The following is a 21,696-nucleotide window of genomic DNA, read 5'->3' as shown; positions in this document are numbered from 1 at the left end:
CGGCTTGTTGCGCCGCATTCTGTCGGATCCGGGTGTCGTCGTTCGTTGCCAGGTTGAGAGGCTGCACCCGCAGCGCGCCACCGACCCCGGGAGATGCCGAGCGATGTCACACCCCATGGCCAAGATCCACCGCATGTTCGAGCACATCGAGCTGATCGGCACCATCACGTTCTCCGAGGTGCCCACCGAGGCGTTCCTGGCCGTCGGCATGCGCAACTACTGGGACGGCTACTTCGCGGGCCGGGCCGCGCCTCTCGGTCTCGCGCCGGCCGAGGTGGTGCACGCGGTCTTCTACAACTTCGCCGACGGCGAGGTGGCCCGGCACATCCCGTGGGTCTGGTCCAAGGTCACCCCGCAGGAGGCGATCGAGATCCGCGAGCGGGGCAGTGCGGCCGCTCTCCGGCAGCGGATCGGCGAGCTGGCCGGCTCGCCCGGGCTGGCCCGCCTGGCCGACCTCGCGACCCGGGCCGCGCTCAGCGCGCCGACCGAGGGGCGACCCCTGTACGCCGGGCTCAAGGCGCTCGCCGTGCCCGCGGAGCCGGTTGCCCGGCTCTGGCACGCGGCCACGCTGCTGCGCGAGCACCGCGGGGACGGTCACAACGCCTTGCTGGTCGCCCACGGCATCGGCGGCGCCGAGGCGCATGTCCTGCTCGCGCTCACCTTCGGGCAGAAGGCGCACGAGTTCGGCCGGCTCCACCACCTGCCTCGCGAGCAGGTGGCCGCCGTCGTCGACGGGCTGCGCGGCCGTGGGCTCGTGGACGCCGGCGGCGGGTTCACCGAGGCCGGTCGCGAGCTCCGGCAGCGGATCGAGGACCGCACCGACGAGCTGGCCGCCCCGGCCTACGACGTGCTCAGCCCGGACGAACTCGACGAGCTGATCGCCGGCCTCGAGCCGATCAACGCCGCGCTGAGTCTGCCCTAGGCGTACAGGACGAAACCGCCGGGCGGGACGGTGAGCTCGATGGCCTTGCCGTTGCGCGGCTCGACCCACGCGCGGCGGCCCTCGTCGGCCGGGTCGGTGCTGAAGCGGCAGGTCAGGCTGTCGCCCTGGGAGTGCAGGTCGTTGTCGACGGTGACCCACGCCGTACGGGGAAGGTGGGGGTCGGTGTTGATCGCGGCGACGACCTCGGCGCCGGCCAGCAGGCGCGACCAGGGCACGACCGACAGCATGCGGCCGCCGAGCACGCGGGGCAGCCCGAACGAGACGCCGTCGCCGGAGATCTCGCGCAGGTATTGCCGGCCGCGGCGCAGGGCGGGCAGGCGGCGGCGCAGGTCGAGCACGCGGGCGAACTGCCGGTACGCCGGGTGGTTCTCGTCGAAGGCGTGCCCACCCCGGCTGCGGAACGGGCCGAACTCGCCGCCGAACATGGCCTCGCGCAGATAGCGGTCGTTGTCGCCGGCGCCGTCGAAGGCCTGCTCGCTGCCGTAGTAGACGCACGGGATCCCGAGCGTGGTCGCGTTGAGGGCGAGCGCGGCCAGGGTCAGCCGGGCGCCGTCGGCGTCGGCCGCGAACCGGGCCTTGGCGCCGCCCTTGCGCACCTGGTCGTGGTCGTCGTAGCTGGTCACCACGCGGTCGCGGAACCAGGTGTGCGAGTCTTTGCCGAGCTCGAACGAGTTGCGGAACAGGTCGAAGTATTCGGCCGGGTCGACGCGCCCCTTGACCAGGCCCTCCAGCCTGCCCTGGACGTCGGCGAGGCCGAGCGCGGCGTCCATGCCGACGGCCTCCAGCGTCCGGTACGCGAAGCCGCGGTCCCCGGTGATCTCGGCGATCAGGCAGAAGTTGTCCTTGCCGATGCTCTGCGCGAACTCGTGAATGGCCGAGGCGAAGTAGCGGGCCGCGCCCGGATCCATGTGCTTGACCGTGTCGACCCGGAAGCCGTCCAGGTCGGCGTAGGCAATCCAGTATTGGTAGGCCCGGGTCAGCGCCCGCAACGCCGGTGACGGGCGGTACGCGTCGACGGCCCCGGCGCCGAGCGCGATGTCCTTGAGCCCCAGGAAGTCGCCCTCGACGAACTCGGGGAACCAGTCCCAGTTGTCGATGCGGCCCTTCGCGGTGAACGTGCCGGCCTGCTGCAGCTCCGCGGGCCACACCGCGCCGTCGGGCCAGGCGTCGTCGACCGGGCCGAACGGCAGCAGCGGCTTGCCGCTCGCGTCGCGAAAACCTTCCACCCGGTACGGGTTTCCGTCCCACCGCGCGTCGAAGGTGCCGTCGGCCGTCAGGTAGCGGTCGGGGTCGTAGCCGAAGACGTCGCCGGCGTGGTTGACCACCACGTCGAGGATGACCCGGATGCCCTGCTCGTGCGCCTCGGCGACCAGGTCGCGCAGCTGCTCGGGCGAGCCGAAGTGCGGGTCTGCGTCGAGGAAGTTCTGCGTCGCGTAGCCGTGGTAGCTCTCGACGCCGGGCGCCTGCCGCAGCACCGGGCTGATCCAGACCGCGGTGACGCCCAGCCGCCGCAGATAGCCCAGCTTGGAGCGCAGCCCCGCGAAGGTGCCGCCGGTGAACCGGGTGCCCGCCTCGCGCCAGCGTCGCGCGTCGGCGTCGGTGGTGACGGCGTTGCCGTGGTCGGCCGGGCGCAGTGGCGGGGTCGTGCCGGTGGTGACGGGCTGACCGTCGCGGTCGAGATAGTCGCGCTCCCGGCCGTCGGAGAACCGGTCCAGCATCAGGAAATACAGAACGTGATCCTCCCAGGCGGCGGGGGAGGGGTGGAACTCACGGCCGGCGAACTGAGCGAAGTCCAGATCGGCCACTCGGCGTACGGGCATGATCGCCTCCTCGGCGGGCTTTCGTCAGGCTAGCCCCGGTTGACCGGTGTGACGCATGTCGGATCTGGGACCCTCCCGCATTTGATCAACGCCGTGGTTAGGTTAGCCTCACCTGCATGACTGGGGATGTGGCGCTCGCCGGGAGCGATCTGACGCTGGCCTACGACGGGCGCACCGTCGTGCACGGCGCGGGCATCGAGCTGCGCGGCGGACAGGTGGTGGCGCTGGTCGGGCCGAACGGCTCGGGCAAGTCGACCCTGCTGCGCTCGCTCGCGCGGCTGCACGCGCCGCAGTCGGGGCAGGTCACGCTGGACGGCGGGGGCGACGCGTTCGCCCTCAAGCCGAAGGACTTCGCCCGCCTGGTCACCCTGCTCACCCAGTCCCGTCCCACCCCTGGGGGCGTACGGGTCAAGGATGTCGTCGCTTATGGCCGGCACCCGTATCGGGGCCGGTTCGGCGCGGGCGACGCCGACGGGCACGTCCACGTCGACAAGGCGATGCGGCTGACCGGGGTCGAGGCGATGGCCGAGCGCGCCGTCGACGAGCTCTCCGGCGGCGAGCTGCAGCGCGTCTGGCTGGCCACCTGCCTGGCCCAGGACACCGGCGTGGTGCTGCTGGACGAGCCCACCACCTTCCTCGACCTGCGCTATCAGGTCGAGATCCTCGACATCGTGCGCGAGCTCGCCGACGACCACCAGGTCGCGGTGGGGGTCGTGCTGCACGACCTCGACCAGGCCGCGGCCGTGTCCGACCAGGTCGTGCTCATGCACGAAGGCGTCGTGCGGGCGACCGGAACGCCCGCCGAGGTGCTCACGGCCGGCCTGCTCAGCGAGGTCTACGGCCTGCGGATCGAAGTGAGCGTCGGCGACGACGGTCACCTGCACACCCGCCCGATCGGCCGGCACACCAGCCGGCAACTCACCACCGGATGAAAGGTCCCGCAGAGATATGGTCATCACCCGCTTCGCCGCCGGCACCGCGGCCGTTCTGACCGCGGTGCTGCTCGCCGCTTGTGGCACCACGGAGGAGCCGGCCGACGAGGCCGCCGCCGCGCCCGCCCCGTCGTCCGGCCCGGTCGAGCTCACCGACGAGCGCGGCACGGTCAAGCTCGACGCCCCCGCCAAGAACGTGGTCTCCCTCGAGTGGGGACTCACCGAGAACCTGGTCGCGCTCGGCGTCAAGCCGGTCGGGCAGGCCGACGTCAAGGGCTACAACGCCTGGGACAAGAGCGCCCCGATCGACGCCTCCACCCCGGACGTCGGCACCCGCGGCGAGCCCAGCCTGGACGCGATCGCCGCGCTCAAGCCCGACCTGGTCGTCTCGGTGACCGACGTGCCCGAGAACGTCCTCGCCCAGATCGCCAAGACCGCCCCGGTGCTCGCCCTGAAGGGCTCGGATGGCGCCGACCCGATCGGCTACATGCGCAAGACGGTCACCACGCTCGCGCAGGCCACCGGCACCACGCCCCAGGGCGAGAAGCTGCTGGCCGGCTTCGACGCCAAGGTCGCCTCGGGCAAGGAGGCGCTGGCCGCCGCGGGCAAGACCGGCGCGCCGTTCGTGATGACCGACGGCTGGGTCGAGTCGGGCAACGTCTCGATCCGCATGTACACGCCGACCTCGTTCTTCGGCGGCATCGCCAAGGAGCTCGGCCTCGAGAACCAGTGGCCCGACGGCGGCGACAAGGACTACGGCCTGGCCCAGAACGACGTCGAGGGTCTCACCAAGATCAAGGACGCCAAGACGACCTTCATCTACGTGGCCAACGACAGCGACGGCGGCGACTTCACCGACAACCTCAAGAACAACGCGGTCTGGAAGCAGCAGCCGTACGTCAAGGACAACAACGTCAAGCGCATCCCGGACGGCATCTGGATGTTCGGCGGCCCGGCCTCGGCCAACGCCTACATCGACGCCCTCACCGCAGCGCTGACCGCATGACGACCAGCACGACCGCCCCGGCGTCCGTCGCTACGCCGGAGACGATCAAAGGCGGTCCCAAGACGTACGGGATCATCGCGGTCTTCGCCGTGGCGGTCGTGCTGCTGGTCGTCCTCTCGGCGGTGCACCTCACGCAGGGCACCGCCAGCATCGGGCTGACCGAGCTGCTGCGCGCGGTGTGGCCCGGTGGTGAGAGCGACGATGCCCGTACGCAGGCAGTGGCCGTGCTCGTCGACAGCCGGATGCCGCGCCTGCTGGCCGCCCTGCTGGTCGGCGTGGGCGTGGGCATCGCGGGCGCCGTGCTGCAGTCGGTGGCCCGCAACCCGCTCGCCTCGCCCGACACCCTGGCCGTCAACGCCGGCGCCTACGTCTCGGTCGTCGCCGTGGCCGCGTTCGGCATCTCGCTGCCCTTCTTCGCCGGCGGGAGCGTCGCCTTCGTCGGCGGCCTGCTCGCCTCGGGCCTGGTGCTGCTCGTCTCGCGGGGCGGCGCGGCCGGCCCGACCCGGCTCGTGCTGGCCGGCTCGGCCGTCGCGCTCGCCCTCAACAGCCTGACCACCGTGCTGCTGATGCTGTTCCAGCAGAACACGATCGGCCTGTTCGCCTGGGGCAGCGGCACGACCGTCCAAAGCAGATCCGAGAACGTCACGATGGCCGCGCCCGTGCTGGCCGTCGGCGTCCTGATCACCATGCTGCTGGCCCACCGCCTCGACGTGCTCGGCCTCGGCGACGACTCGGCCCGCGTGCTCGGCGTCGACGTCCGCCGGACGAGGGTGCTCGCGGTCGGGGTCGCCGTGCTGCTCTCCGCGACCGCCGTGACCGTGGCCGGCCCGATCGGCTTCGTCGGCCTGTGCGCGCCGGTCATCGCCCGCCTGGTCGCCCGGCGCGTGCCCGGCCTCGGCGCCCACCTGCTGATGCTGCCGTTCGCGGGCATCGCGGGCGCGCTCACGGTGGTCGTCGCCGACGTGCTGCTGCGTATCGCCGTCCCCGCCGGCACGGCCATCTCGGTGCCCACCGGCGTCGTCACCACCCTGGCCGGCGCGGTCCTGCTCGTCTGGCTGGCCCGCCGGCTGCGCGACGGCGGCCCCGCGGCGGCACCTGCTCGCGGCGCCAACGGCTCGGTCCGATCCCGTACGTGGGTGACCGTCGTCGGCGTGGTCATCGCGGTCACCCTCGTCGCCGCCTTCGTGTCGGCGCTCCTGCTGGGCGACCGCCTGATCCTGCTGGGCGACGTCATGAACTGGCTGAGCGGCAACGCGGGCCGGCAGGTCTCGTTCGTCCTCGACCAGCGCTGGCCCCGCGTGCTGGCCGCCCTGCTCGGCGGGGCCGCCCTGGCCCTGGCCGGCATCATCGTGCAGGCCGTGTGCCGCAACCCGCTGGCCGAACCCAGCCTGCTCGGCGTGACCCCCGGCGCGTCCGTCGGCGCGGTCGCCGTCGTGCTGCTCCTCCCGGGCGTCGGCGGCTGGCCGGTGATGGGCGTGGCCACCGTCTTCGCCCTGGTCACGTTCTTCCTGGTCTACCGCCTGGCCGCGGGCCGGGGCCTGTCGTCCGACCGCATCGTGCTCGTCGGCGTGGGCGTCAGCGCGGCCGCGACCGCCCTGACCACCCTGATCGTGGTCGTCGTCTCCCCGTGGAACGTGGGCACCGCCCTGACGTGGCTGGCCGGTTCCACGTACGGGCGGAGCCTGAGCCAGGTCATCCCGGTGCTGCTGGTCCTGGTCGTGGCCCTGCCGCTGGCCCTGGTGGGCACCCGCACGCTCGACCTGGTCGCCCTGGACGAGGACGTGCCCCGCCTGCTCGGCGTCCCGTTGAACCGCGCCCGGCTGGGACTGCTGGCGCTGGCGGCAGTGCTGACCGCCGCGGCGGCTACCGCGGTGGGGGCGCTCGGTTTTGTCGGCCTGGTCGCACCACACGCGGCTCGGGCTCTGGTCGGCGCCGGCCATGCGCGGGCGGTGCCGGTCGCGGTGGGGCTGGGCGCGGTGCTGGTCTGCGTGGCCGACACCCTGGGGCGCACGGTGATCGCCCCCAACCAGCTCGCGGCGGGGCTGGTCACCGCCCTGATCGGGGCGCCGTATTTCGTGTGGCTGCTGTGGCGGAGCCGGGCTTAGCGCTTCAGCTCCACGGCGCGCCTTCCGGCACCGCGTCCAGCACCAGCGGGGAAACCTTCTGGATCTTCTCCCACGAGAAGTTGTACTTGTCCATCACCGCCGGCGAGGTGATCCAGCGCTTCACGCCGTTGCTGACCAGATACACCTGCGGGCGGGGCTGCGCGATCGCCAGGAAGGCGCCGGAGGTCAGCGCATCCCGCTCGGGGATCAGGCCGAGGTGCGGGTCCTGGATCACGCCGTCCCAGTTGCGGAACAAATTGTCGTAGGTGGCCGGGTCCGGAATCCACCGCCGGTATCCCTCCGGGTCGACCAGGTAGATCGCCGGCCCGCCCGGCGCCTGAACCCGCTGGCCGGACAGCCAGGTGTGCGGATCCAGCCTGGCGTCCGCGGCCGCCGGTTGCCCGGCGGCGGTCAGAGCACAAAGGACGGCGGCGATGACAGCGGCGATGCGGTAAGGGGTGCGCATGCTCGAAGCGTAGGCACAGACCAGCTCGGAAACTTGAGTTTGCCCTGATCAGCGTGCACAAATGGGGACCGTGCCGGTGTGGCCGTGTTTCGTCCGACTGTTTCCGGAGCCGGGTCGCGTCACCCGGGGATCGGCGTTCTGCGATATCGTCCCCGGGCTCGTGGAGCAAGCGGAGCGTGAGGCGCCCGTGCGGCGTGGGCTGTGGCGGTCCAAGACGTTCGTGACCGGGTTCGCCGCCGTCGCGGTGCTGGGTCTGGTCGCCGTGCTGGCGCCGGTGCTGACGGCGGCGGCCGGGCAGGACGTCGTCGGCTTCGACATCGCTCAGATCGATCCGATGACCGGGCTGCCGGTCGGCGGGTTCAGCGGCGAGCACTGGCTCGGGGTCGAGCCGCTGACGGGTCGCGACGTCTTCGCCCGGGTCGTGCACAGCCTGCGGTTCTCGCTCGGGCTGGCGCTGGCCGCGGCCGTCGTCGTAGTGCTCGTCGGCTTGCTGGCGGCCCTCGCGGTGCGGCGCGGGAACGGCCGCGGGCTCCTGGGGCCGGCCCTCATGTACGGCGCCCTGCTCGTGCCGCTCATCCTGCTCGTCGAGGTCTGGCTCACGTACCGGGGAACCGTTCTCAGGTCACCGCCGGCTCCGTCCTGGGGCGGAATGCTGGCCGACGCGGCGCCATTCTTCCCCGGCTACCCCGCCTACCTGCTCGTGCCCGGCCTGCTGCTGGCCGTGACCGTGCTGTCCTTCCTGCTGCTGGCCGAGGGACTACGCCGGCGCTACGTCGCCTGAGAGCGCCGGCCCGGTGGGCGTAGGCACCGGGCCGCTGGTTCCGTGGTTGACGACGTACGGGTCGGTGGCGGTGCGGAGAGACCAGGTGCCGCACTCGGCGTGCCACGTGGTCGCCTCGTCGATCCGGAAGCACAGGTAGGCCGTCGTCGCGGCGGAGGGGTCGGGGACGGCCGGCCATGTGCCCGTGGTGTCGTAAACCGCGCGCAGGGCCTCGTACAGGTTGTGGGTCATCTCGGCGTAGCCGAAGTCGTTGGGGTGCAGGTTGTCGAAGAGGGCGAGCCCGCCGACCGTCGACTGGTCGACCAGGTGCACCCGGGCGTCCTTGCCGGCCACGATGCCGGGGATCAGCGCGTTGTAGGCCGTCAGCCGCGACCTCACCGGCTCGAGGTGACCCTGGACGACCTGCTGCACGAAGATCTCGGCGTCGGGGCGGGCGGCGCGGATCCGGTCGATCAGCGCGGACAGCCCGGCGGCCGTGGCGGCGACGTCGCGGTGCTGGGCGATGTCGTTGGTGCCGAGGTGCAGCAGGACCACATCCGGCCGGTACGTGGCCAGCCAGTCGTCGACGCCGGCGGCGATCTGGTCGATGCGCCGGCCGGGGTGGCCCTCGTTGTCGCGGTCCGCGCCCTCGGGGCCGCCCCGGCGGGAGCCGACGAAGTCCACGTTCAGACCCGCGGCCTCGAGCCGGTTCCGCAGCCCGATGCGGTAGCCGCTCGTCGTGGGAGCGCCGGTGCGGGTGCCCTCCCGCGAGTCGGCCGATCCGCTGCCCCAGGTGATCGAGTCGCCCAGCGGCATCACCCTGAGGGTGGCCGGCGCCGGCGCGGCCAGGAACGGGACGTACGTGCCCGGGACCCGGGCGGCCGGGGGAGTGGTGACCGGGGTGTGCGGCTGGGCGATGGCGGCGGCCGGGCCGGACAGCGGCGCGGTCAGCACGGCGGCGGCGAGGGCGATGCCGCCGGCACGGGCAGCGTTGCGGAGGGTCACATGGAGACGGATCGGGCGGAACAGGTGCGCGCGCGGTGACCGTCCGGGTGCTACCCGGGTGCGGTCAGACCTGAGCCCGTACGGCCACCCGCCGGCGCTGCAGCAGCTGCACGACCGTGACCCCGAGCGCGAGCGGGATCAGTCCCAGCGCGAACTGTTGCAGCAGGGCCAGGTCGTCGACGGCGAACCGGTTCCACGAGTCGCCGGCGATCTGCTCGCAGGTCTGGAAGGCCACGTGGAACCCGATCGGCGCCCACAACGAGTCGCTGACGTGCCGGATGAATCCCTGCACGACGGCGAACCCGAAGAACAGCACCACCCGGTCGAGGCTGCCGGCCGCGCCGATCAGCGTGCCGAACAGGGTGAACAGGGCGGCCTGGACGAGGTGACGGCGATCGCGGCGGGGAGCAGGTAGCCCGCGGCGCCGAGGGCGAACAACCTTCCCGCCGTACGGGGGGAGGCTTTGCGCAGCCTGGCCCAGGGGAGGCGGTCGAGGCGACGGTACGCGACGAGGACCATCGGCACGACGAGCAACGGGATCAGGAACGCCGACGCCACGTGACGACCGCGGTCGTAACCCTCGCCCCGGATCGCGTCGCCGAGAGCGTCGACGGCGAGCCAGATCAGCGTGGCGGCGGTGAGGACGACGGCGATGCGGACGACGACGTGGGGTGGCCGGCTGCGGTCCATGCGCCGAGTCTGCTTTGCCCCGGCGGCTCCCCGCTGCGGCAAAAAGTCGATTCCCGTACGCCGAAAGTCGGTGCCGATGACCAACGACGTGGGGACCACCTGACCAGGCGCGCCGGTGGGACGGCTCTTGCTGTACTCCTATCGAAATGGTAGGCATGATGGGCGCGGTCAAGAATCCCCCACCGCCTGGACTCTGGAGCGACCATGAGGAAACTGATCCTCCTAGCCCTCGTCGGCCTGGGAGCGCAGCTCGTCGACGGCAGCCTCGGCATGGCGTACGGCGTCACGTCGACGACGCTGCTGCTCGCCATCGGCACCAACCCGGCCGCGGCGTCGGCCACGGTGCACCTGGCCGAGATCGGCACCACGCTCGTCTCCGGCGTCTCGCACTGGAAGTTCGGCAACGTCGACTGGAAGGTCGTCCTCAAGATCGGTGTGCCGGGCGCGATCGGCGCGTTCGCCGGGGCCACGTTCCTCTCCGGGCTCGACACCGAGGTGGCCGCGCCGCTGATGGCGGTCATCCTGCTGGCCCTCGGGCTGTACGTGTTCATCCGGTTCACCACGATGGGCCTGCCCAAGGGCCGGCTCGGCCTGCCGCTGCGCAAGCGCTTCCTGGCCCCGCTGGGCGTGGTCGCCGGGTTCGTCGACGCCACCGGGGGCGGCGGCTGGGGCCCCGTCGGCACGCCCGCGATCCTGGCCAGCGGCCGCCTCGAGCCGCGCAAGACGATCGGCTCGATCGACACCAGCGAGTTCCTCGTCGCGGTCGCGGCCAGCCTGGGCTTCCTGTTCGGGCTGGGCTCGGAGGACATCAACTTCGCCTGGGTGCTGGCCCTGCTCATCGGTGGCGTGATCGCCGCGCCGATCGCCGCCTGGCTGGTCCGGCACATCCCGCCGCGGGTGCTCGGCTCCGCGGTCGGCGGCGTAATCATCCTCACCAACAGCCGTACGCTGCTCAAGTCGGACTGGATCGACGCCGGCGACACGACCCGCTACACGATCTACGCGATCATCTATGTGGTGTGGGCGGCCGCCCTGGCGTATTCGATCCGCGAATACCGCCGCAACGCCGAGGAGGAGCGCCGCATCGTCGCCGAGGCCTCGGCCCCGGAGCGCGACGAGCGCGAGCTCGACCCCGCCTGAGCCTTCCTCCGCCCGTGGCCGCGCCGATCGCCCTCGGCGCGGCCACCCTTTTCGGGCCGGGCTTTTCGGGCCGGGGCGGCCATGCCTTACGGTTGGCGCTCATGATGACCGAACTCGCCCAGCGGATCGCCGACGCGCTCAACGAAGCCATGGACCAGCGGGTCGCCACCGACTTCAACGTCGGTCACGTCGAGCGTGGCCTGGCCGACGGCGGCCCCGACGAGCCGATCATCGCGATGACCGTCGACGAGGTGGCCCGCATCGCCGCCCGCATCGCCCGCGAGGTGGCGGAGGGCAACTGAGCTCAGCCGAACCGCTCGGCCAGCGCCCGATACTCCGCGGCGGCCCGCCCCGCCTGGGTGTGCAGCTCGGTGCCCAGGCCCGACACGGCGGTCATCCGGACGACCTGCTCGGCCAGCTCCCGATAGCGCCGGCGCGCGAACTCACGGCACGGCAGGCAGGTCACCTTGGCCGGGTCGGTCGACGTGGTCGCGTACGGGACCCGCAGGTCGCACCCCGTCGTGGCGTGACTGGGCAGGTCGGCGGCCAACCCGAACGTGCTGGCCAGCATCGACCGCCGCCCGACCTGAACGTGCAGGTCGGCATCGATGTGAGTGTGCGGATCGAAGTTCTCCACTGCTCGAGGGTGTCACACCTTCTCGGCGCAGCGCGGGCACCGGGCCGGGCACGGCGTCGTCGCGGCCGCGCCGGCCAGCCCGCTGTCATGCAGGACCGTGGTCACGACCTCGTCGAACGCCATCGTCTCGGGCAGCACCCGCTCACCCCGTACGCGAAGCAGGTCCCGCGGGTCGTACCACTGGAGCATCTGCGCGGCGGTGACCGGAATCGGCTCGGCCCGGGTGCCGTGCCGCCGCACGGTCTCGTCGAACGACACCTCCAGGTAGAAGACCCGCCCGTCGTAGTCGTCCACCAGCCGCCGCAGCCCCTCGCCGTAGCGCCGCGAATGCAGAATCCCTTCCAAGACGACGTGATACCCGGCCTCGAGCGCGGCGCGCGCGATGCCTACGACGAACCCGGGCGCCACGGCATCGTCCGGCCCGCCGTCATGCTCCCGCAACATCGTGCGCCGCACATAGTCCTGCTCGACGAGCGCACATCCCCGCCCGTAGCGCCGCCGCACCTCCCGCGCGCTCGTCGTCTTGCCGCTGCCACTGTTACCCCGGATCACCACGAGGGTGGGGCGCAGCGGCGAGAACGCATTCATGGGCTTCACACCTACGGCAAGGCGGGGCGGGCCGGCAAGAAGGGTCACCGGTTGGCGGGAGTGCGCCGGGCCGGGCGGCGACCGTTAGGCTGTGCGTCGCGCGAGTGGTGTTGGGAGCGGGGACCTGCATGAACGACGAGTTGTTCAGCCCGACGATCCGGGATCAGGCGCCGCCGGCCAAGCGCCCGTGGCGGCCCGAGTCGATCGTCTATCCGGCGTTCTTCGGCGGGCCGCTCGCCGCCGCGACGCTCGGGGTGCTCAACGGGCGGCGGCTCGCGGTGCCGACCCAGCAGTTGCTGCTCATCGCGGGCGCGGGTCTGGTCGGCTTCGGGGCGCGGCTGACGGTCGCCCTGCTCGTCGAGTCCAATTCCGCCGTACGGCTGGCCGGCACGGTCTGCGGCATCCTGGTCTGGCTGGTCGTCCTGGCCTTCCAGCGGCGCCCCTTCCGGGTGGCCCAGCTGCGTGGCGTCGACGCGAAGAGCCTGGTCGTGCCCGGTCTCCTCACCGCCATCGGCCTCGGGTTGTTCGAGGCCCTGATCCTGGCGCTGGTGCGATGACGTCGCCGCAGCCGGTGCTGCACCGGGCGCAGGCCCTGCTGGCCACCGGCCGGGCCGGGCAGGCGCTGACCGAGCTGGCCACGCTGCCCGCCAACGAGGTCACCGGGTCGTGGGCGATGCAGTTGCGCTGCGCCGCGCTCAGCCAGCTCGACCGCTGGGCCGAGGTGGGCGACGCGGCCCGGGCCGGGCTCGCCGCCAACGGGCCCGACCCCGACCTGCTGCTCTGGCTGGGCCGCGCCGAGCACGAGGCCGGGCGCGACCAGGCGGCCGAGCGGGCCCTGCTCGACGGGCTGGCCCTGGCCCCGAACGACGCCGACCTGCTCTGCTCGTACGCGGACCTGTGCGCCGCCAACGGTCAGCTCGACAAGGCCGGCAAGCTGGTCGAGCTGGCCGCCGCGCGGGAGCCGCACGCCCCCGTCGTCTACGCGACCCGCATCCAGATCGCGCACGCCCGCGGCGACGACCGGGAGGCCCAGCGGATCAGCCGCGAGTTCGTCGGCGTGCACCCCGACAACCCGGTCGCGCACGCCCTGCTCGGCGGCACGAGCGCGGCCCGGGGACACATCGACACCGCGTACGAGGGTTTCCGCCAGGCCGCCGCGGCCCGCCCCACCGAGCAGGTGTTCGCCGAGTCCGCGCTGGAGCTGCGCGTCGCCCGTCACCCGCTGATGCTGCCGCTGCGCCCGGTGCTGCGCTTCGGCGCCCTCAAGACGTGGCTGGTGGCGGTGGCCGGCATCCTGCTGCTGCGCGCGATCGGCCTGCCCGTGCTGGCCGGCCTGCTCGGCTTCGCGTGGCTGATCTTCTGCGTCTATTCGTGGGTCGTCCCACCGCTGGTCCGCAAGCGGGTCCGCCGCGGCTGGAGCTGACCTGTGCCCCCGCTGCACGACTTCGCGACCTGGGTGGGCCTGGCTAGCCTGCTGACGGTCGGCAATCAGCAGAGGCTGCTGGTCGACGGCGGCTTCGTGGCCGGGGCCGTCGACGGCCGCAAGTCGGTCAGCACCGGCCGGGTCGGCAACGGGTCCTCGGCCCACAGTCAGGCGCACTTGGAGGCGATCGGGCTGGTGACGGCCGCGCTGGCGGAGGCCGGTCGCGACCACATCGCGTACGGCCTGCGGGTCGCCCCGACCGGGGAGGCCACCCTCGACCTGTTCGACTTCGGGCCGGCCGTGGAGCGGTCGCTGTCCCCGTACCCGGAATCGCTGGTGCTGGTCGAGGGGACGGTTCCCGAGCCGTGGCGCCGCCGTCCGGAGCCCGTGCCGCACGCGGCGCCCGCCCCCACCGCCGATCCGGCCCGGTTGGCACGCCTGCTGCGGGCCCGGCTGCCCGGCGCGACCGGCGCGAGCGAGGCGGAGCTGGCCGCCGCCGAGGCCCGCCTCGGGTTCGCGCTTCCGGACGAGCTGGCCACGCTCTACCGGATCACCCGGGGCGGTGTGGACGACGACGAGGTGACCTTCCGCCTCTTCCCGCTCGACAAGCTGACCGTCGCCGACGCCCGGCTGCGCCCACCGTCCTGGCGCTACGGCGCGGCCGAGGCGGTACGCACGCCACCCGACGCCGCGGTGCAGGGCCTGCCCACGTCGCCCGGCTGGCTCGTCTTCGCCGACGACGGCGGCTCGGCCCGCTTCGCCGTCGACCTGACCCCGGGCCCCGCCGGTCACCTCGGCCAGATCATCGTGCTCGACGGGCAGGCGGTCGGGGCCGACCTGGTCGCCGACTCGCTCACCGACATGATCGCTCACGGCAGTCACGACTGGCTTCCCGTACGCCCGGAGGAGCTGCCCGCCGTGGCGCGGGTCTACGAAGGCGACGTCGAGGAGGCCGCCCACCCGCAGCTGGAGGTTCTGACCATCGGCCGTCGCGACGGCGCCCCGGTGAGCCTGACCGCCGTGGCCGGCCTGCCCCGGTTGCGGACCCTGAAGGCGACGGCCGGCACCCTCGCCGACCCCCGGGAGATCGCCGGCCTCACCGCCCTGGAATACCTGGAGATCGGCACCCACGAGTGGCGTGCCCTGCTGGCCGCCGACGCCGTGCCGAAAGACCTGTCCGCCGCGGGCATCGCCGTCGAGCCCGACGAGACCCCGGAGGACGTCGCGGCGCTGGCCAACGAGCTGCTCGCCCGCTGGGACCGCCCACTGATCACCCGCACGACGATCCGCGGCAACCTGCTGCCGGCCTGACCGCCCGGCTCAGCGCAGCGGCGACCCGACCCGGTGCAGGGTGCCGTCGGGGTCGACGTACGTGAATTCGCGCAGGCCCCACGGAGTGTCGCGCGGCTCGCCGAGGCGGCCCTCGACGCCGTCCCGCCAGGAGGCGTGCACCGCGTCGGCGTCCGAAACGTACAGGTAGACCGACGACGCCGTGGTCAGCGGGTCGTGTTGATGCCACTCGGTAAGGTGCAGCGAAACGGAGTCACGGTCGACGAAACCGTAGCGCTCGGGCCCGTCGTACGCCCGGGCGGCAAACCCGAGCCGGCGATAGCGAGCCAATGCCGCATCGAGGTCACGGACAGGAATGATCGGTGCCACGGACTCGAACATGACCGGAGTCTAGTGAAGCGGAACGGGTCGGCCGGTCAGATGGTGCGGTCCGTTTGCCGGTGGCGCAAGGTTGGCTCGGGGAAGGAGCCTTACTGTGCGGGACGCGTACGCGGTGGACATCGTTTTCTGCCTGGATGTCACCGGTAGCATGTATCCGATCGTGGATCGGCTCAAGGAGGGCGTGCTCACCCTGCCCAAGCGGCTCGCCGAGGCGGCCGCGGCCGGTGACAAGGCGATCGGCGAGCTGCGGGTCCGGTTCGTGGCCTATCGGGACTTCCGGGACGACCCGGCCGACGCGCTGCAGGAGTCACGCTTCTTCCGGATGCCCGCCCAGGTCGTCGAGCTCGAGACCGCCGTACGGGATCTGGAGGCGGCCGGCGGCGGCGACGAACCGGAGTCGGGCCTGGAGGCGCTGGCCGTGGCGCTCGGCTCGGACTGGTGCTCGGGGGAGAACCGGCGGCATCTCGTGGTCGTGCTGACCGACGCGTCGGCCCATCCGCTCGGGGTCGGCCGCACCGCCCCGGACTATCCGCCGGCCGCACCCTCCACCCTCGACGACCTGGCCGCGGTCTGGGTCAGCGGCAACCCCGAGACCTCGCGCCTGCTGCTGTTCGCCCCGACGACGACCCCGTGGGCGGGCATGACGGCGTGGCGCGACACCGTGCACATGCCGTCCCGGCCCGGCAACGGCCTCAACGAGTACGACCTGACCGAGATCGTCGACGCGATCGCGGCCCGGATCTGACGCACAGCCGGAACGGATCGTTGGTTCGGAGGAATCCGGTCGCGCGCGGACGTGGATACAGTCCCTGCCATGGATCCGTGGGACGACGAGACCGTGCAGGACGCCGTCGCGGTCCTCCAGCACCTGGTGATGTGGACACACGTCCCCCAGCGGTGGGAGGAAGTCGACCTGGCCATGGTCGCGCTCCGTGCGGCCTTCGAGGCCGGTGACGCCGAGGCCGTGCGCGCGTCGATAGCCGTGCTCGATCGGCTCGGTCCGGATCGGATCCTGCGGATCGGCAGCAGGACGGTCACGGGGATCCCGGCCCCGGTGCTCGACCGGCGCAACACTCTCGTGCACTGGCTGACCCGGCAGGAGGACGATCGTGGCCGGCGCCAGCCTCGTTGAGCCGGAGTTCGTCGCGCATCTTTTCGCGCCGCTCGACGGGCCCGACAGCGAGGCCGCGCTGGGCCGGGTGCGGACGTTGTGGACTAACTGCCGCGATCAGCTCGGTCTGCAGCGGCCGATCCTCGAGGTCGACCTGCCGGCCGTCCTGCCGCCGGTGCTCAAAGCCGGCTCCGACGGGCCGGTCGCGGCCACGGAGGACGTCGCCGCCCAGTTCCAGCTGATCGCGCGGGTCGAGCACGACCTGCTCAACGTCTCGTTCGCCGCCGCGTCGCTGGACGCCATGTCGCGGTCCCGGCCCTCGCTGGCCGCGTCCGCCCCGCTCGGCTGGCACGAGTTCAGCCGGTGGTGGGCCACCCTGGGCGGGGAGGTGCCGCTGCTGGGTGCCGCGGTCGTGCTGCTGGCCAAGACCGACGAGGTGGCGGGGGTTCGGGTGCGGGCCGAGGTGCCCGCCCGCGCCGACGACGGCGACCGGTGGTGGGAGTCGCGCTTCGCGCTCGACGACTTCGCGGCCTGGGAGACCAGCGCCCCCGGTTCGGCCGCGGCCCGGCGGCTGGTGCTGCTGGGCGCGCCCGATCAGGATGCCGAGCTGAGCCGGTTCGTGTGGAGCGACGGCGGGACGGGGCTGCCGCCGCTGGGCCGCTACCTGATGCACGCGGCGAAGCTGCGCTACCTGGCCCGCGTGCACGACCAGGGCCGCGAGCCGGCCCAGCTGCAGGTGCGGTTGGCCGCCCGGCTCGACGAGGTCACGACGCTGCTGCGTGGCGGTGGAGGCCGGGGCCAGGACAACCGTGACCACGGGGGCCGGGCCACGGAGCAGGCCGAGCTGGCCGGGGCCGAGGCGGAACTGGCCGGCACCCTGGCCGCCCTGCGCAAGATGCGTCGGAGCGTCGAGATCGCCCGGTCCAACATGGCCAAGGCGCTCGCCGAACCGCTTCCGGGCGACGCCGAACTCGGCCCCTGGCTGAGCGATCAGCTCGCCGACGACGCCGAGTACCTGCAGGCCACCTACGAACAGGTGCGCGCCGTGCGGGCCGCGCTGCCCGGCCCGGCCGGGGCCGAGCCGACGCCCGTCCCGCCCCGGGCGCGGCACGACCCGGCGGAGTCGGCCGCGACCGCCGCCCCGGACGAGGAATCCCGGCCGGTGAATCGCATCGCGTTCGGCGTCGACGTGGTCAGCTACAGCTCCCGGACGACCCCGCAGCAGCGCGAGCTGCAGCGCCGGGTGGCCGGCATGGCCGAACGGGTGCTGGCCGGGCTCGGTCTCGATCTGCGCGACACCGACCGGCAGTCCGCCGGCGACGGCATGATGGTGGTGCTGCCGCCGGGGGTCGAGGACGAGATCGCGCTGCCCAGACTGCTGCACGGCTGGCGGGCCCAGGTGGTGGCCGACAACGCCGAGAATCCCGGCGACCGGATCCGGATGCGGCTGTCGGTGGGCTCGGGCCGGTTCACGAAGGCGGCTCTGGGGTTCAGCGGCAGCACGATCATCAGCGTCGGGCGGCTGCTGGACAGCAACGCCATTCGCGCGGCCGTCAACGACCACCCGGACGCGGATCTGGTCGCGATCGTCACCGACCGGATCTACCAGGATGTGGTCGGGGAGGGTTACGACGGTCTCACCGCCGGCGAGTTCCAGCAGATCGAGGCCGGGGCCAAGACCTTCCGGGCCACGGCCTGGTTGTGGACGGGTTCGGCCGGGCGGCCCGCCGCCGCGGCGCAGCAGAACCGGGACGTCTTCGTGATCCACGGCCGCGACCGGCGTACGAGGGAAGCGGTCTTCGGGCTGCTGCGCGCGCTCGACCTGCTGCCGTTGAGCTGGGAACAGATCGTGGGCCGGACCGGCAAACCGTCCCCGCACCGCGACGACGTGGTCAACGAGGGGTTCGCCGCCGGCCCGGGCGCGCTCGTGGTGATCACCCGCGAGGACTCGAACAGCGTCGACACCGATGTGCTGATCCGGGCCGGACGGGCGTTGGCCCTGCAGCCGGACCGCACCATTCTGGTCGTGATCGGCGACGTGCCCCGGATGGGTGATCTGGAGAGCCGCGAGAAGGTGTGCCTCACGGAGGACACCGCCGAGGCCCGCGCGTTGTTTCAGCACCAGGTGGCCCAGCGGCTTCGCACCGTCGGCTACCCGGTCGACACGACAGGAACCGAATGGCTCGACGCCAGCCGCTTCGACGGGCTGGTGTGAGGTCAGAGCGAGTCGAGGAAGGCCTGCAGCTCGGCCCGGTTGAGCCGGGAGAACTCGTCGGGCCGGACGACGATGCGCAGCCGGTCGGTGAGCACGCGGTCGCGGGAGGCGGCCACGAACGAGAGCAGCACGAGGCGCAGCAGGGCCTCGCGGTCGAGAGCGTCCACGCGGGCCAGGGTGGCGCCGACGATCGGCATGGCCACGGGCCGGCGCTGGCCGCGGTCGTGCAGTTCGGCCCAGAGGCGGCTCAGGCTCAGCCACAGCTTGTCGGCCGAGGACTGGGCGACCAGGCCGGCATCCATCTCGCTGTAGGCCACGCAGAAGAACAGGCGGTCGGGTTCGCCCAGGGTGGCGATCGTCCCGATCGGGTAGCGGTGGCGTTTGCCGAGGGCCTTGGCCGCCGGGGTGAACGGGATGCCGGTCAGGGCCTTGCCGAGGTCGGCGTCGAGGCCGGCCACGTCGTCGAGGTAGATCCGGTGCAGGAACTGGCCCTGCACGCTGGACTTCTGCACGATCCGGCCGTCGCCCACGTCGGTGTCGAAGACGTCGGTGAAGCCGATGACCAGGTGGCTGTCGGCCTGCTCGAACAGGTCGCCTGGCAGCACCTCGATGCGGCAGCGCGGCCGGTCGAGCTCCCGCGTGACCGACCGCGCCGGGCGGGCGCGCCACCACCCGTACGCCAGGGAGCCGGCCGCCACCGTCAGGGCGACGGGCACGGCGTGACCGGCGAACAGCGCCTCGTCCCAGACGGCCTGATAGGACTGGAGCAGCAGCGCGGCCACGCCGAAGGCGGCGAAGCCGTGGGTCGCCAGCCGGCGCAGGCCCCGCGTGGTCAGTGGGCGGCCAGGTGGGCGCGGACCACGTCGGTGAGCCGGGTGGCGGCCTGGGTGCCGGAGAGCCGGCTCCGGTGGATCACCGTCAGGTCCTCCACCGCGCAGGCCGGGGGAGTGAACAGGACGGCCGCGGCCAGCGACCGGTTGCGCACCGCCCACCCGGACAGGGCGGCGGTCAGCTCGGTCTCCATCACCTCGGCCGACATGCCGGTGGTGATCGTGCGGAGCAGACGCTGCCGGTAAGGCCAGAAAGACCAGACTTTGGTCTCGTCGATGAGCTGCTCGACCGGGTCGCTGCGCAGGTAGCGCAGGGCGATCTGGATCGCGTCGGAGCCGCCGTCGTTGATCAGCTCGTCGACCATGCGGTGCCGGGCGTGCGCCCCGGCGACCTCGTAGAACGTGCTGCGGCAGCCCTTGTCGGCCGCGGCCACGATGTTCTTCCAGTTCAGGGTGGGCCGCGGCACCGCCTCGAGGATCCGGGTGGCGGCCTCGAAGTAGATCTCCTTGGTCTTCCAGTGGTTGCGGCGGGGCGAGGTGTTGCCGGACAGGCGCTCCACCCATCGGGACACGGCGGTCTCGTCGAAACCTTCGAAGGCCGGCGGCGCGGTCGGGGCCGTAGTCATCTCGCGGTGTCCTTTTCGATCGATCTGGCGCGGGACGGGGAGGTCCGCGCCTCAAGAGCGTCTCGAAACAGGGGCGCCCGCCACATCACGTAGACACGTGATCCTGGGCGCGATGACCCGTGACGACGTCGAGGACGGCGTCCCAATCGGACGGCTTGCGGGGCGAGCGCCAGGCGACGTGGTGGTCGGGCCGCACCAGCACGAGCCGGCTGCGCCAGTCGGCCCGCAGCGCGGCGTCGTCGACCGGCAGGTGCCCGACCGGGATGCCGCGGGCCACCGCCGCCGCCACCAGCGACCGTCCCTCGTGGCCGGCGGTCAGGTCGATCAGCGTGAACTGCGGCCCGAGCAGGTCGAACAGGTTGTGGCCGCCGGCCGTGCGGACCGCCGGGAGCCGGGTGCCGGCCGGCTCGGGACCGTCGTGCCAGACCACCGGCGAGGTGTCGTGCCGGCTGGCCGTGGCGCCGTCCGGGTCGACGGCGGTGGCCTGCCGGCGCAGCAGCGTGGCCAGCCGGTCGGGGGAGGCGCCGGCCGCGGCCAGCCGCCCGAACCGCAGCCGGACCTCGAGCGAGCGCGACAGGGTCTCGCGTTCCAGCATGGCCTGGCGCCGGCGCTCACCCTCGTAGCTGCCCAGCAGGTGCGGCCCGCCCCAGCGCCGGACGGCTGCGGCCAGCTTCCAGCCCAGGTCGACGGCGTCGGCCAGGCAGGTGTCCACGGTGGCGCTCGGCGGGTGGAACCGGTGCGCGGACTCGCCGACCAGGTAGGCCGTGCCGCGCCGATACGTGCCGGCGATGCCGAGCGCCTCCTGCCACGGCGTGACCCCGACGATCTCGTACGCCCGGGGGCCGAGCCGCCGGCTGAGCAGCGCGGCCGGGTTGGTCAGGTCGGCGTCGTCGGAGTCCAGCGGCAGGTGCCCGATCCACAGGTCGTGGCCGGCCCGCCGGATCAGCGCCATGCCGTCGGCGGTGATCGTCGACAGGGCCGGGTGGGGCAGGCGGAGGGTGTCGCTGCGGAACGAGACCGTGCAGTGCCGGGCCGGGGTGATCGCGTCGCGCAGCGGGACGCCCAGGCAGCGGCGCACGGTGCTCTGCGCCCCGTCGCAGCCGGCCAGGTAGCCCGCCTCGATCTCATGGCGCACCCGGGCCGCCCCGTCGAGCACGGTCGCCACCGTCCGGTCGGCCTCGAGCCGCAGGTCGGTGAACGTCCAGCCCTCGCGCAGCTCGATCAGCGGGTTGCCGCGCACGGCGGCCCGCAGCCGGGTGGTCAGCCCCTCGCCGGTGAGCAGCACGTACGGCTCCACGGGGGCGCTCCCGCCGGCGGTGCCCGCGTATCGCCGGCGCAGCTCGTTGGCCGACGGCGTCGAGTTGACCAGCACCGGGTCCTCGCCGATGGCGCGGCTCCAGACGACGGTGGCCGGGCTGTCGGGGTCGGCGCCCACGGCCCGTACGGAATCGGCCAGCCCGAGCCGGCGCAGCAGCTCCATGCCGCGCCCGGTGACCAGGTTGGGCTCCGGATGCCGGGGTGGTCGCGACGAGCGTTCGACGACGATGCTGGCGACGCCGTGATGGGCGAGCTCGAGCGCGAGCACGCAGCCGGCCAGGCCGGCCCCGACGACGAGCACGGGCGTGTGCGATGCGGACATGATGGCGGCTCCCGGATCCCCGTGTGGTGGTGTCGTGGCAACACCTACCGCCATGCTCGGGTGACGTGACCGGAGCCGGAATCACGTGT

General features: G+C 72.8%; 24 protein-coding genes. 13 read left to right on the top strand and 11 right to left on the bottom strand.

Annotation, left to right across the window (positions count from 1 at the left end; genetic code table 11):
• Window positions 1–103 precede the first annotated feature (103 nt).
• Window positions 104–922, top strand: coding sequence for an SCO6745 family protein (locus tag JKJ07_RS34450; protein ID WP_202996134.1), 819 nt, complete (start codon window positions 104–106; stop codon window positions 920–922).
• Here the strand turns inward: JKJ07_RS34450 and JKJ07_RS34445 are convergent.
• Complete coding sequence (locus JKJ07_RS34445) at window positions 919–2,763, bottom strand: alpha-amylase family glycosyl hydrolase (RefSeq protein WP_202996133.1); 1,845 nt, start codon at window positions 2,761–2,763, stop codon at window positions 919–921. The genes JKJ07_RS34450 and JKJ07_RS34445 overlap by 4 nt on opposite strands.
• Before the next feature lie 116 nt (window positions 2,764–2,879).
• Here JKJ07_RS34445 and JKJ07_RS34440 point away from each other — a divergent pair, with 116 nt between their 5' ends.
• Genes JKJ07_RS34440 through JKJ07_RS34430 form a run of 3 tightly spaced genes read left to right on the top strand, consistent with a single transcriptional unit; the run spans window position 2,880 to window position 6,806 of the window.
• A complete protein-coding gene (locus JKJ07_RS34440) occupies window positions 2,880–3,695 on the top strand; it encodes an ABC transporter ATP-binding protein (RefSeq protein ID WP_202996132.1) in 816 nt (271 codons plus the stop codon).
• 16 nt (window positions 3,696–3,711) lie between these two features.
• A complete protein-coding gene (locus JKJ07_RS34435) occupies window positions 3,712–4,701 on the top strand; it encodes an ABC transporter substrate-binding protein (protein ID WP_202996131.1) in 990 nt (329 codons plus the stop codon).
• Entirely contained in the window at window positions 4,698–6,806 is a 2,109-nt protein-coding gene (locus JKJ07_RS34430) for an iron ABC transporter permease (RefSeq protein ID WP_202996130.1), read from the top strand. The genes JKJ07_RS34435 and JKJ07_RS34430 overlap by 4 nt, the downstream gene beginning before the upstream one ends.
• A 4-nt stretch (window positions 6,807–6,810) precedes the next feature.
• On the opposite strand, the gene JKJ07_RS34425 is transcribed toward JKJ07_RS34430, so the two are convergent.
• Window positions 6,811–7,272, bottom strand: coding sequence for a hypothetical protein (locus tag JKJ07_RS34425; RefSeq protein WP_202996129.1), 462 nt, complete (start codon window positions 7,270–7,272; stop codon window positions 6,811–6,813).
• Window positions 7,273–7,432: 160 nt separating this feature from the next.
• On the opposite strand from JKJ07_RS34425, the gene JKJ07_RS34420 reads away from it, so the two are divergent.
• Window positions 7,433–8,053, top strand: a complete 621-nt coding sequence (locus tag JKJ07_RS34420; protein WP_202996128.1) for a hypothetical protein — start codon at window positions 7,433–7,435, stop codon at window positions 8,051–8,053.
• On the opposite strand, the gene JKJ07_RS34415 is transcribed toward JKJ07_RS34420, so the two are convergent.
• From JKJ07_RS34415 to JKJ07_RS34405, 3 genes are all read right to left on the bottom strand, one after another.
• A complete protein-coding gene (locus JKJ07_RS34415; RefSeq protein WP_202996127.1) occupies window positions 8,030–9,037 on the bottom strand; it encodes an SGNH/GDSL hydrolase family protein in 1,008 nt (335 codons plus the stop codon). The two genes, JKJ07_RS34420 and JKJ07_RS34415, sit on opposite strands and share 24 nt — an antisense overlap.
• Window positions 9,038–9,101: 64 nt before the next feature.
• A complete protein-coding gene (locus tag JKJ07_RS34410; protein WP_202996126.1) occupies window positions 9,102–9,356 on the bottom strand; it encodes a hypothetical protein in 255 nt (84 codons plus the stop codon).
• A gap of 26 nt (window positions 9,357–9,382) precedes the next feature.
• Complete coding sequence (locus JKJ07_RS34405) at window positions 9,383–9,727, bottom strand: hypothetical protein (RefSeq protein WP_202996125.1); 345 nt, start codon at window positions 9,725–9,727, stop codon at window positions 9,383–9,385.
• A 204-nt stretch (window positions 9,728–9,931) separates the two neighbouring features.
• Between JKJ07_RS34405 and JKJ07_RS34400 the strand changes: the two genes are divergently transcribed.
• Both JKJ07_RS34400 and JKJ07_RS34395 read left to right on the top strand, forming a co-directional pair.
• Complete coding sequence (locus JKJ07_RS34400; protein WP_202996124.1) at window positions 9,932–10,867, top strand: sulfite exporter TauE/SafE family protein; 936 nt, start codon at window positions 9,932–9,934, stop codon at window positions 10,865–10,867.
• A gap of 101 nt (window positions 10,868–10,968) precedes the next feature.
• Complete coding sequence (locus JKJ07_RS34395) at window positions 10,969–11,169, top strand: hypothetical protein (RefSeq protein ID WP_202996123.1); 201 nt, start codon at window positions 10,969–10,971, stop codon at window positions 11,167–11,169.
• Between the two features lie 2 nt (window positions 11,170–11,171).
• Here JKJ07_RS34395 and JKJ07_RS34390 read toward each other — a convergent pair whose 3' ends face one another.
• Complete coding sequence (locus JKJ07_RS34390; protein WP_202996122.1) at window positions 11,172–11,504, bottom strand: hypothetical protein; 333 nt, start codon at window positions 11,502–11,504, stop codon at window positions 11,172–11,174.
• 12 nt (window positions 11,505–11,516) lie between these two features.
• The gene (locus JKJ07_RS34385; RefSeq protein ID WP_202996121.1) at window positions 11,517–12,092 is read right to left on the bottom strand and encodes an AAA family ATPase; all 576 of its coding nucleotides are present in this window, start codon (window positions 12,090–12,092) and stop codon (window positions 11,517–11,519) included.
• A 128-nt stretch (window positions 12,093–12,220) separates the two neighbouring features.
• On the opposite strand from JKJ07_RS34385, the gene JKJ07_RS34380 reads away from it, so the two are divergent.
• Genes JKJ07_RS34380 through JKJ07_RS34370 form a run of 3 tightly spaced genes read left to right on the top strand, consistent with a single transcriptional unit; the run spans window position 12,221 to window position 14,826 of the window.
• Entirely contained in the window at window positions 12,221–12,649 is a 429-nt protein-coding gene (locus tag JKJ07_RS34380) for a hypothetical protein (RefSeq protein WP_202996120.1), read from the top strand.
• On the top strand, window positions 12,646–13,515 hold the full coding sequence (locus JKJ07_RS34375; RefSeq protein WP_202996119.1) for a tetratricopeptide repeat protein: 870 nt from the start codon (window positions 12,646–12,648) through the stop codon (window positions 13,513–13,515). Before JKJ07_RS34380 ends, JKJ07_RS34375 begins: the two co-directional genes overlap by 4 nt.
• 3 nt (window positions 13,516–13,518) lie before the next feature.
• On the top strand, window positions 13,519–14,826 hold the full coding sequence (locus tag JKJ07_RS34370) for an SMI1/KNR4 family protein (RefSeq protein ID WP_202996118.1): 1,308 nt from the start codon (window positions 13,519–13,521) through the stop codon (window positions 14,824–14,826).
• A gap of 9 nt (window positions 14,827–14,835) precedes the next feature.
• On the opposite strand, the gene JKJ07_RS34365 is transcribed toward JKJ07_RS34370, so the two are convergent.
• Complete coding sequence (locus JKJ07_RS34365) at window positions 14,836–15,186, bottom strand: bleomycin resistance protein (RefSeq protein ID WP_202996117.1); 351 nt, start codon at window positions 15,184–15,186, stop codon at window positions 14,836–14,838.
• 94 nt (window positions 15,187–15,280) lie between these two features.
• On the opposite strand from JKJ07_RS34365, the gene JKJ07_RS34360 reads away from it, so the two are divergent.
• The 3 genes from JKJ07_RS34360 to JKJ07_RS34350 all read left to right on the top strand — a co-directional run bounded on the left by JKJ07_RS34360 (window position 15,281) and on the right by JKJ07_RS34350 (window position 18,512).
• Window positions 15,281–15,931 (top strand): vWA domain-containing protein, encoded by a 651-nt coding sequence (locus JKJ07_RS34360; RefSeq protein WP_202996116.1) that lies wholly within the window; start codon window positions 15,281–15,283, stop codon window positions 15,929–15,931.
• Between the two features lie 69 nt (window positions 15,932–16,000).
• The gene (locus JKJ07_RS34355; protein ID WP_202996115.1) at window positions 16,001–16,318 is read left to right on the top strand and encodes a CATRA system-associated protein; all 318 of its coding nucleotides are present in this window, start codon (window positions 16,001–16,003) and stop codon (window positions 16,316–16,318) included.
• Complete coding sequence (locus JKJ07_RS34350) at window positions 16,296–18,512, top strand: CATRA conflict system CASPASE/TPR repeat-associated protein (RefSeq protein ID WP_202996114.1); 2,217 nt, start codon at window positions 16,296–16,298, stop codon at window positions 18,510–18,512. The genes JKJ07_RS34355 and JKJ07_RS34350 overlap by 23 nt, the downstream gene beginning before the upstream one ends.
• A gap of 2 nt (window positions 18,513–18,514) precedes the next feature.
• Here JKJ07_RS34350 and JKJ07_RS34345 read toward each other — a convergent pair whose 3' ends face one another.
• The 3 genes from JKJ07_RS34345 to JKJ07_RS34335 all read right to left on the bottom strand — a co-directional run bounded on the left by JKJ07_RS34345 (window position 18,515) and on the right by JKJ07_RS34335 (window position 21,607).
• Window positions 18,515–19,294 carry a macro domain-containing protein gene (locus tag JKJ07_RS34345; RefSeq protein WP_202996113.1) on the bottom strand — a complete coding sequence of 260 codons (780 nt, stop codon included), beginning with the start codon at window positions 19,292–19,294 and terminating at the stop codon, window positions 18,515–18,517.
• A gap of 50 nt (window positions 19,295–19,344) precedes the next feature.
• The gene (locus tag JKJ07_RS34340) at window positions 19,345–19,968 is read right to left on the bottom strand and encodes a hypothetical protein (RefSeq protein WP_202996112.1); all 624 of its coding nucleotides are present in this window, start codon (window positions 19,966–19,968) and stop codon (window positions 19,345–19,347) included.
• A gap of 85 nt (window positions 19,969–20,053) precedes the next feature.
• Window positions 20,054–21,607 carry an FAD-dependent monooxygenase gene (locus JKJ07_RS34335; protein WP_236030392.1) on the bottom strand — a complete coding sequence of 518 codons (1,554 nt, stop codon included), beginning with the start codon at window positions 21,605–21,607 and terminating at the stop codon, window positions 20,054–20,056.
• Between the last annotated feature and the right edge of the window lie 89 nt (window positions 21,608–21,696).

It is taken from the genome of Paractinoplanes lichenicola (assembly GCF_016785085.1).
GTDB classification, from domain to species: domain Bacteria; phylum Actinomycetota; class Actinomycetes; order Mycobacteriales; family Micromonosporaceae; genus Actinoplanes; species Actinoplanes lichenicola.
The sequence above is the reverse complement of the archived record's forward strand: the minus strand, read 5'-3'. Positions and strand labels throughout refer to the sequence as shown.